Origin of the sequence: Algoriphagus faecimaris, assembly GCF_900101705.1 — a bacterium.
Lineage (GTDB): Bacteria > Bacteroidota > Bacteroidia > Cytophagales > Cyclobacteriaceae > Algoriphagus > Algoriphagus faecimaris.
This window is the reverse complement of record NZ_FNAC01000039.1, coordinates 40,458-50,700: the sequence shown is the minus strand read 5'-3', so window position 1 is coordinate 50,700 and position 10,243 is coordinate 40,458. Positions and strand designations below refer to the sequence as shown.

The following is a 10,243-nucleotide window of genomic DNA, read 5'->3' as shown; positions in this document are numbered from 1 at the left end:
TTTCTTCTTTTTTATTAGCCTTACATCACTTCAAAGAACTTTATATCCCCGCATTCGGAGACTTGGTGGAAATGCGCCCCTATGGACTCTTCAATCTCCTTTTTTCTGTTTTTCTGCCCCGTTCCTTCCGAACAGGAGTGCAAAGGTAAGCGATATTTTTTCTCCCGCAAAAAAAATGTTAAATTAAATTTTTGCAGGATGGGAAGATACTCTTTCCCACATTCCCTTACCCCATGTCAATCTTATAACCTCCTCTTCTCCTCTCGCTTTCCCGCGCGCCGTTTGCGTCGATTGGGAGTGCAAATATCGGGGGATTATCTGAGTTTACAAGACCTCAATCAAAAAAAATGACAGACTCTCGGTAATTCATTGAAAGTGAAGTAGAAAAATTATTTCCAAATTTTATTCCAATATGTGGACATGATTAATAGCTATTTAAAACAGACGATCCCGATCCGAATAAAAACCAAAACATTATTTTGAAAAGGTCTAGTAATTAGAATCTAAAAGATGGGATTGACTGCAAATATCGATCTTTAGGACCCTTAGAGGAGAAAATATACCGAACTGTAAGCTCATGACTGCCTCCCGTCATGGATTGACCCAACCTAGAAACAGAAAAATCAAAACTGTATCCCAACTCTAGGCCTGACTCTAGAACAAGTCCTATTACAGCAATTAATGATTCATTATTCGGTAAAGAATATTTGGTAGGAAACCCTCTATACCACAAGCCCAAAGCCAATGGTTCGAAAAAAAACTCACCTCCCAAATCCAACTGAGAGAACTCTCCTTGGGCTTTATAATTAAAAGCTAAAGCAAATGACCTCTCCTGATCTGTATTATTAAAGAAATCATTGATATTCCCTGGTGCCAAGTTCCAGCGATATCCTCCATGCAAAGCCCATCTAACCGGTAGAGAATTAGCCTCTACATCAAAATAGCTAATCGGTGGTTCTAAGAGATGAAAAGCAGCGACTCCCAGCCAGATATTTTTTCCTGAATAGAGCCCCCCTACATTCAAGTCCGCTGACCTTAAGATACTTTCTCCTTCAAAACCATCTCCAGGCTGACCAATAATCACTCCTCTATCAATATCCAATTGATCCCCCAATATCACGCCATCAAATAAAGCATCTCGCATCATCAAACCGCCTTGGGCTCCAAACTGGAAAAAACGATCCTCTCCTAACTTTAATCTATAGCTATAATTTAGATGTATCTCCGTCTGTTGGCTTTGAGTGAAGGAATCTCTAGTGCCTGAAACCCGTATTCCCAAACCACTATTAATTGATTCAAAATAATGATCTCCATAAACTGTAAAGGCCAAAAAACTCTGATCTATACCTGGCCATTGATTTCTAAAGCTTAAACCGATCCGAGATAGGCCCGTACTTCCCGCCATAGCAGGATTCAGGTATAGAGGATTAGCATAAAACTGAGAATACTGTATGTCCTGAGCCATCAAACTTAAACTGCCTAGAAGGACTAAAATGACTGTTATAACCCCCTTCATCTGATTAGTTTAAATTTCCCAGATTCCTTTACTGATTCTCCATCTACTGAGGTACCATTAAATCGATATACATAGGTTCCCGCGTCTAAGAGGACACCATCTGGTTTACCATCCCAACCCAAGGCATTAAGGCTATTTGACTGAAATATTAATTCACCCCAAGTATTAAATATTAGCAATTCGGCCTCTACGATCCCTTTATACTTTGGAACAAAAACCTCATTGGTTTCTTCAGTTGGAGTAAATCCTGTCGGAAACATCAATCGATAGCTTTTCGTGATAGAAATTACCTTGACCACACTCGCCTGACATCCATTCTCGTCGGTTATAAGAAGTTCTACTTCAAATGTCTCTCTCTCCCCAAAAATATAAAATGGGTTTTCTTCTTCTGAAGTAGCTCCGGGTCTAAAGTTCCATTCCCATTGGATTCCCCGCTCATCGGATAAATTGGTAAATTGAATAGTGTCGTCAGCAAAAATACCTCCATCAGCATCTCCTTTTATTCCAGTCCCTAAAACTTCAAAATCGAAATCTGCCCTCAATTCTTCTTCATAAATCAATACTTCAAATTCTATCGGAGGCCCATAACAATCCAAATCTTTATGCTTGGTCTCAAGTTGGTAGGTTCCTGATTCAGCGATCTGGACAATCTCTTCATTATGCAACTCTATATCATCTTTGGTAAGTCGATAATCAAAGCGCTCAAGATCTAAATCCAGAATAGCTGACAATCCATCTACTGACTGATTTGGCTCACAGCCTATCAAGGGTAAATTCAATTCCGGAATTGGAAAGTCAGGATACGCTATAAAAATTGGATTGGAAGTGGCTGGACAATTCTTCCTATTATATACGATCACTTCATAAGTACCTGCCTCTTGAATCCACAAGCGCTCGCTTCCTTCATCTGGAATCAAAACCCCATCCTTGTACCATTCAAATCGTTCATATTCCTCATCACCCAAGGCCTCAAGTTGAATCTCCTCTTCAGGACAAAGCCTTATCGAATCTTGAGATTCTTCACCATCTACTCGTTGCAGCGTAACAGGGTCAGGAGATTCTTGAATGACTAATGTCATAGCATTTCCTTCTGAGGTTTTGCCATAGCTATCGGTAATGGTATAATATACGGTGACACTTTGATCAGTAAAACCATCATTTGGAAAAAAAGTAAAATCCCCACCCTCTCCTGAAGCTCTAAAAGTCCCCTCTGGAAGTACCAACTCCCGATTTTCTTCTCTGCACCTCCCCTGCGAACAAATATCTGCTTCTTCCACTTCAATATCATCAAGGGATGCATAGAATTGTAAACACCTGATTTGAGAATTAGGATTGGGCAAAACTACTTCTTCATCCGTAATGAAATACGTGTTTTCCTGACCCTCACAGCTCGCCTTATCAGAAAAATCTACCCCTTCGGGATCTAGCAATCCATCATCATTGGACACCTCTACTATTAAGTTTCGTATTTCATGAAAATTAGTAGAACCTCCTGTAGAAGCGGCAAAACCCAATTTTAGATTTTCAGGCGCTTCAAAGGGATACGGTAATTGCTCAAAAATTGAAATTAATCTTGAATTATTAGCTGCTGTGGTAAACTGCATCTCCACCGTGATGAGGTATCCGACATCATTAGGATTCGGTTCGAGATTGATAAAGACTTTTCGATATCCTGGCTGATTTGGGTCAGTCACTCGATTAGTACCAGGCCCCCCTGAGCTAATTGGGAATTGCTGATCTGCAGGCAATCCAAATGGTCCAGCCTCCATAGTCCTTCTACCTGCGATGAATTCATACCCGGTAAATCCATTACCTGGACCTCTGATTACTACCGCGTCGGGGGCTTCTCCTTCCACAAGACCTGGAAATCCCCCTGTTCTTCCTTCCCCTGTGTTTCCAAAACTCCCATACTCATCAAACCCAATTCCAAGATAAGCTCCTGCTAAACCCTGCTCTTGGTTTCTTTTAGAATATCCTAAAGAGCCTCCAAAACCCCCGATCGTAAAATTGGGAATATTGGCATCATACAGAAAGAAAGATATCCCATCCGCCCCAGTCCCTCCATAAGAGAAATACTCAAAAGAGGCCTTGATTCCGAAAATCGAAGAAAAGGGAATATCAACGTAAACATAGCCTCTTTGAAATTCTTCATTAGATGTCAATCGAAGCACATTACCTACCAGCTGTGCATCTGCTCCGAAAACTGTATTGGATTGGGTATCATTTCCTTGAAAAGTCTCACAATACGGAAATCCCACCTGCCCTAGAACGGAAAAAGTATTGAAATAAATTAAAATCAGAAAAACCCACCAGGCCCTAAATCCATCCATAGAAAGCTAAAATAAGTCGAATAAGCCTAAAAATAAAAAAACCTCTAAAAAGACCTGGCTTTCTAGAGGTTTGGTGTATTTGAATTCTAATGATTTAGCGCAAAATAGTCTGAACACGATCTGGTCCAACTGAAACCAGTTTGATTGGTACATTCAATTCGGATTCAAGATAAGACACATAGGCTTTTAACTCTTCTGGAAATTCATCATAAGAGCGAACATCTTCTAATGAACAGTTCCAGCCTTTCATTTTCTTATAGATAGGCTTAACATCCATATTAGAAACCTCGAAAGTCAACTGATCGATTTGCTCTCCATTTGGGAGTTCATAATGAGTACAAACTTCAATTTCTTCAAAAATATTCAATACGTCGGCTTTCATCATAAATAGCTGAGTGACTCCGTTAATCATAATCGAATATTTCAATGCCGGAAGATCCAACCACCCGCATCGTCGGGGACGACCAGTAGTGCTACCGAATTCATTACCTTCTTTTCTCATCTCCTCTCCTGTCTGATCGAAGAGTTCGGTAGGAAAAGGACCACTGCCCACTCGGGTACAGTAGGCTTTAAATATTCCAAAAACCTCCCCAATTCTAGATGGAGCCACCCCCAGCCCAGTGCAGGCCCCAGCTGTCATGGTACTAGAGCTTGTCACAAATGGGTAAGAACCAAAATCAATATCCAATAAGGAACCCTGAGCACCTTCAGCTAGAATTTTTTTCTCCGCAGCCAGCGCTTGATTGACGACATATTCACTATCAATCAGATTCAGGGTTTTGAAAAACTCGATGGCTTCAAAAAACTGAACCTCCATTTCCTCCAACTGATCCAAAGGATGGTTGTAAAAGGATAAGGTGGTTTTGTGTTTTTCGACAAGTGCCTGATATTTCTCTTTAAAATCGGGACTTAAAATATCTCCCACTCGCAGGGCCAATCGACCAATTTTATCCTGATAGGTTGGACCGATACCTTTTAGGGTAGAGCCGATTTTTTTTTCTCCTTTAGATTGCTCTAGGGCAGCATCCAACAATTTATGAGTAGGGATGATGATAGTAGCTTTCTTAGAAATCAATAAATTTTTTCTGTAATCAATGGAGAACTTTGCCAATCCACCGATTTCCTTTTGGAGAACAATAGGGTCCAAGACCACTCCATTACCAATGATATTCAGAATTTGGGATCTAAAAATCCCGGAGGGAATTTGGTGCAAGACGTGCTTAATGCCATCAAATTCAAGTGTATGGCCAGCATTTGGCCCTCCTTGAAATCGAGCAACAAGCTCATAGTCAGGAGCTAAAACATCTACTATCTTGCCTTTTCCTTCATCTCCCCACTGGAGACCCAGCAATACATCCATCTTCATTTGAAGTGCGGTCTAATCGGTTTATATTAAGACTTTTTGAAGGGCGAAATTTGCGATAAGCCCAAAGAAAACCAAGTGAAAGCTTGTAAATAATTCCAAACAGCCTTTTCTCCTTTGTCTAAGCCCTGAGAATAGAATGATAAAATTATCCAATCCTAGTAAAACCTGAACCTTGAATTGGCGGAAAAAATGAGGATAAATGCAACAGAGACATTCTTAAATTGAGGAATGAAAAAACGCTTTCTTTAACAAAAAAGAATGTAAAACCCTTACTCTGGTTTGTTTTTAAAATCTTCCACTGAATCAAAAACTGTAAATATATTATTCAGCTTGGTGATGATTAGCAATTTTTTCACATGCTCAGAAGGAGCTGTAAGATAAACTTCACCTCCCTTGTTCCGCATTTTGGTCAACATAGTGATAAGCAGTCCAATCCCACTTGAACTGATGTATCTTACTTCGCTGAGATCGATTACGAAATTTTTGGCTCCTTCCTCGATCGCATCAGAAACGACTTCTACCAACTTGGGACCTACCTCATCCCCGATCAAATCACCTTGAATAAAAAGGTAGTGCCCTTGAGCATCTTTTTTTGTTTGATAGCTTAGTTTCATATTTCTTCTACAGGTCTATTTTCACAAGTTTCTTTGGTACAATTACCGTATAAAATCAAAGAGTGATGAAGAACTTTAAAGTTCAAAATTTCCCCTACGGTATTTTGGATATTTTGGATACGTGGATCACAGAATTCCAAAACTTGATTACAATCGATACAGATCAAATGATCATGCTGCTTATATCCGTAGCTTTTTTCAAACTGTGCTAAATTTTTACCAAACTGATGCTTGGTAACCAAGTCACACTCTACCAGTAAATCAAGCGTATTGTATACTGTAGCCCGGCTGACTCGATAGTTTTTGTTTTTCATGCTGATATAAAGAGACTCCACATCGAAGTGACCCGATCTTGAGTAAATTTCCTCTAAAATCGCATAGCGTTCGGGTGTTTTACGGAGTTTTTGATTCTCTAGGTAAGCAGTAAATATTTTTTTGACCTCTTCGAAATGAGCAGTATTCAAGGACATCTTCTTTTTTTTTCAAATATAACTTTTGTATTCAAGAAAAGATTCAATTGACTAATCGAATCGGGAAACCTTAATGATCCCCTCCACCTGTTGAAGATTTTCCATCAGCTGATCCAAATGTTGGGTGCTGTGAACATAAAGCTTTATAGTACCTTCAAAAATTCCTGCATCCGAATCTACTGTAATGGAGCGCATGTTTACTTTCAGTTCGCTGGAAATCACCTTAGTGACATCATTGATCAGTCCTACGCGGTCAGTCCCCACGATGTGAAGTCCTGCAAGAAAAGCGATTTCCTTTTGACTGGTCCATCTAGCTTTAATGACTCGGTTGCCGTGATTAGAGAGCAGTTCCAATGCATTGGGACAGGAAGTTCGGTGGATCTTTATCCCTTCATTGACCGTCACAAAACCAAATACATCATCACCAGGGATTGGATTGCAGCACTTGGCTAGGATATAATCCACCACATCCATGTCTTCCCCAATTAGCAACTGGTCATGGTCTGGTCCTTTGAGGCTTTTAATTTCTTTGGTAAAGGAGGATTCATCTTTTACCTTTTCTTGTATCGCTTTATGCTTAAGTTTTTGGTTTTCTTTGAAATCTTTAAACGATTTGATCGTCGTGGGATCAATTATACTTTTTCCGACTCTGTAGTAAAACTCATTGGCGGTTTTCAGTTCAAAGTAAGCTCTGAGCTTATCCACCGTTTCTGAGTTAAACTCCATTTTCATTTGCTTAAGCTTGCGCTGCACAATCTCCTTCCCGTCGAGTATAGCTGACTTCTTATCTTCTCGTAGTGCATCCTTTATTTTAGCTTTTGCTCTCGAAGTGACTACATTATTAAGCCAGTCCTCGGTGGGTTTTTGTTTGTTTGAAGTTAGAATTTCTACCTGATCCCCATTCTTTAACTTATGATTGATAGGAACCAATCGCTGATTAACCTTTGCTCCTATGCATTTTGCACCTACCTCGGTATGTATTTCAAAAGCAAAATCCAAAGCTGAGGCCCCAAAAGGAAGTACCTTTAAATCTCCCTTGGGTGTAAATACAAAAATCTCCTCGTGAAATAAATTTCCACGGAAATCATCCATAAATTCGATTGCATTGCCCTCATTAGTCTCTAGCATGCTACGAACCTGAGTGATCCACTCGTCAAGCCCAGAGCCTGATTTACCAGGATGGTCTTTTTCCTTGTACTTCCAGTGTGCAGCATAGCCTCTCTCGGCGATTTCATCCATTCTGTTGGTTCGAATCTGCACTTCCACCCATTGTCCTGTATTACTCATGACTGTTGTATGGAGAGATTCATATCCATTAGACCTAGGCGTACTGATCCAATCTCTCAGTCGGTCAGGATTGGGGCGATAAAAATCTGTCACTATCGAATAGACTTGCCAGCAGTCTGCCTTTTCATTTTCCAACTCACTTTCCAAAATAATCCTAACCGCAAACAGGTCATATACTTCTTCAAAAGGAATACCCTGCTTTTTCATCTTATTGTAGATAGAATAGACAGATTTTGGCCTTCCCTTTATACTAAAGTTAAAAGCTTGTCGGTTTAACTCTTCCTCAATGGGATGTATAAAATTCTTGATAAATCGATTTCGGTAAGCTTTAGATTCATTGATCTTGTTGACAATCTCCTTATAGGTATCTCCATCGGTATATTTCAGATAGAGGTCTTCCAACTCAGACTTGATTGCATACAGCCCTAGTCTATGAGCCAAAGGTGCATAGAGATACATGGTTTCTGAAGCAATCTTCAATTGCTTATGGCGGGGCATGCTGGCTAGTGTCCTCATATTGTTTAGCCGATCGGCTAATTTGATCAGGATCACTCGTACATCATCAGAGAGCGTCAGCAGCATCTTCCGGAAATTTTCAGCTTGCTGAGAACTTCCATATTCAAAAACCCCCGCAATCTTGGTCAGCCCGTCAATGATGGTCATGACTTTCTGGCCAAACTCCCTCTCGATGTCCTCCAGCTCCCAATAGGTATCTTCCACCACATCATGTAAAAGAGCCGCGACGATAGAAGTGGTTCCTAGACCTATCTCCTCCACACAGACTAGCGCTACTTCCAGAGGATGGTAGATGTAAGGCTCCCCGGATTTCCTCCGCATATCCTTGTGCGCCTCTAGTGACACATTAAAAGCCCGTTTGATCAGCTTGGCGTCGCCAGGTTTTAAAATTGGTTTTGCCTGACGAAGCAATCTCCGATAGCGTTTTAATATCTCTTTTCGTTCTTCTTCAACATCAACTTGAATCATACAGAAGGAATTTAATACAAAAATGGGTGGTTACAGATAAGATTTTCGAATAATTCTCAATTTTTTTTCAAACCTGATTTGCAAATTCTCAATTAGTATCTACATTTGCATCCACAATTGAGAAGGGGATTATAACCTTCCGATTTTGATAATGCGGATGTGGCGAAATTGGTAGACGCACTAGACTTAGGATCTAGCGCCGCGAGGCATGGGGGTTCGAGTCCCTCCATCCGCACTTATACCGAACCCTCAATCACTACACTGTCTTTGCGAAGCAGGAAAGAGATTGGGGGTTTTTAGTTCACTTTCATCTTAAAATGTAAAAGCGCTTTGGAAATCACGTTAGACAAGCACTCAGCAAATCAAGCCTCAATTAAAATTAAGTTAACTGAAGCAGATTATCAACCAAAAGTAGATGCGAAACTGAAAGACTATGCCAAAAAGGCCAATATCCGTGGCTTTAGACCTGGCAAAGCTCCCGTTTCGATGGTGAAAAATATGTACGGTACTTCTATCCTAGTCGAAGAGATTAACACGTTGTTGGGAGAATCACTCAATAAGTACCTTAAAGAGCAAACTTTTAGAGTTCTCGGAGATCCACTACCGGTGGAAACCGAAGAAGAAAAGATTGATTGGAAAACTCAAAAAGAGTTTGATTTTGAGTACAAAATTGGCTTCATCGAGAATTTCGAACTTCCTCTTGACGAAAAAATCACAGCCAATAAATACAGCATCAAAGTAGATGACAAACTTGTCTCTGAGACAATCGACAATCTTAAGTCTCAATACGGAGAAAGTACCAATCCAGAAAAGGCAGAGGCAGGAGACAATGTCTACGGAGACCTTAATTTGGTAGAGGGTGATTTCACCAAGACACTCTCCCTCCCTCTTGACAAAGTAACTAAGAAATTTGCTGGCAAATTCATCGGCTTAGGTAAAGATGATGTAGTAGAATTTGAAGGCAAAGAAGTTAAAAAAGGAGAATGGTCTGAGGCTTTTGGGTTGGAAAATGAAGAAATGGAGCATACCAAAGGCGCCTTTACATTCACAATCAAAAACATCAACCGTACAACAGAAGCCGAGATGAATCAGGAGTTTTTTGATAAAATATTCGGTCCTGATCAAGTTGCTTCAGAGGAGGAGTTTATCACGAAAGTGAGAGAAACTTTGCAATCTAGCTATGATCAAGAGTCTAAAGCCTTCTCAGAAGAGGAGTTGAAAAAAGTATTGGTAGAAAAAGCAAACCTCGATCTTCCAGAGGATTTCCTTAAAGAATGGCTAATCAAAGCCAATGAAGGGAAAGTAAGCGCTGAAGATGTAGAGAAAGAATTTCCTCAGTATGCTAATCAGTTGACTTGGTCCCTTATTTCTAACGAATTGGCAAAAGCAAACGAAATTCAGGCTCAACACGAAGAAGTCATTGAAAAAACAAAGGAGATGATCAGGCAGCAATTTGCCTCTTCAGGTCTAGGTTCTCAGATGGAGAGCAGTATGGACATGTTTGTCGACAATTACCTCAAAGGTGAAGAAGGACAAAACTATATGAATATGCTCACCTCAGTGCAAAATGACAAAGTCCTTTCTTTTGTACAGGAAAAAATCAAGTTAACAGAGAAAGAAATTACGATCGATGAGTTTAAGGAACTTTTAGAGAAGTAAAAACCTTCATATAATCA

Annotated in this window: 7 protein-coding genes and 1 tRNA gene; 2 read left to right on the top strand and 6 right to left on the bottom strand. The window is 40.1% G+C overall.

Features of this window, described 5'->3' with window-relative positions:
- Positions 1 to 496 precede the first annotated feature (496 nt).
- The 6 genes from BLQ57_RS16885 to BLQ57_RS16860 form a co-directional block, all read right to left on the bottom strand.
- Entirely contained in the window at positions 497 to 1,516 is a 1,020-nt protein-coding gene (locus tag BLQ57_RS16885) for a PorP/SprF family type IX secretion system membrane protein (RefSeq protein WP_087940736.1), read from the bottom strand.
- Positions 1,513 to 3,846: a T9SS type B sorting domain-containing protein gene (locus BLQ57_RS16880; RefSeq protein ID WP_087940735.1), complete on the bottom strand. Its 2,334-nt coding sequence runs from the start codon at positions 3,844 to 3,846 to the stop codon at positions 1,513 to 1,515. Before BLQ57_RS16880 ends, BLQ57_RS16885 begins: the two co-directional genes overlap by 4 nt.
- A 94-nt stretch (positions 3,847 to 3,940) precedes the next feature.
- A complete protein-coding gene (locus BLQ57_RS16875) occupies positions 3,941 to 5,212 on the bottom strand; it encodes an adenylosuccinate synthase (RefSeq protein ID WP_087940734.1) in 1,272 nt (423 codons plus the stop codon).
- A gap of 269 nt (positions 5,213 to 5,481) precedes the next feature.
- Positions 5,482 to 5,826, bottom strand: a complete 345-nt coding sequence (locus tag BLQ57_RS16870; protein ID WP_087940733.1) for an STAS domain-containing protein — start codon at positions 5,824 to 5,826, stop codon at positions 5,482 to 5,484.
- Positions 5,823 to 6,296 (bottom strand): Fur family transcriptional regulator, encoded by a 474-nt coding sequence (locus BLQ57_RS16865; RefSeq protein ID WP_087940732.1) that lies wholly within the window; start codon positions 6,294 to 6,296, stop codon positions 5,823 to 5,825. Before BLQ57_RS16865 ends, BLQ57_RS16870 begins: the two co-directional genes overlap by 4 nt.
- A 51-nt stretch (positions 6,297 to 6,347) precedes the next feature.
- Entirely contained in the window at positions 6,348 to 8,567 is a 2,220-nt protein-coding gene (locus BLQ57_RS16860) for a RelA/SpoT family protein (RefSeq protein WP_087940731.1), read from the bottom strand.
- A gap of 153 nt (positions 8,568 to 8,720) precedes the next feature.
- Here BLQ57_RS16860 and BLQ57_RS16855 point away from each other — a divergent pair.
- Positions 8,721 to 8,802 (top strand) — tRNA-Leu (locus BLQ57_RS16855).
- A 95-nt stretch (positions 8,803 to 8,897) separates the two neighbouring features.
- On the top strand, positions 8,898 to 10,226 hold the full coding sequence (gene tig, locus BLQ57_RS16850; RefSeq protein WP_087940730.1) for a trigger factor: 1,329 nt from the start codon (positions 8,898 to 8,900) through the stop codon (positions 10,224 to 10,226).
- Positions 10,227 to 10,243 lie beyond the last annotated feature (17 nt).

Excerpts from the sequence above, each read along its gene's own strand:
- BLQ57_RS16885 (WP_087940736.1), bottom strand. The coding sequence starts at position 1,516 with ATGAAGGGGGTTATAACAGTCATTTTAGTCCTTCTAGGCAGTTTAAGT.
- BLQ57_RS16880 (WP_087940735.1), bottom strand. The coding sequence starts at position 3,846 with ATGGATGGATTTAGGGCCTGGTGGGTTTTTCTGATTTTAATTTATTTC.
- BLQ57_RS16875 (WP_087940734.1), bottom strand. The coding sequence starts at position 5,212 with ATGAAGATGGATGTATTGCTGGGTCTCCAGTGGGGAGATGAAGGAAAA.
- BLQ57_RS16870 (WP_087940733.1), bottom strand. The coding sequence starts at position 5,826 with ATGAAACTAAGCTATCAAACAAAAAAAGATGCTCAAGGGCACTACCTT.
- BLQ57_RS16865 (WP_087940732.1), bottom strand. The coding sequence starts at position 6,296 with ATGTCCTTGAATACTGCTCATTTCGAAGAGGTCAAAAAAATATTTACT.
- BLQ57_RS16860 (WP_087940731.1), bottom strand. The coding sequence starts at position 8,567 with ATGATTCAAGTTGATGTTGAAGAAGAACGAAAAGAGATATTAAAACGC.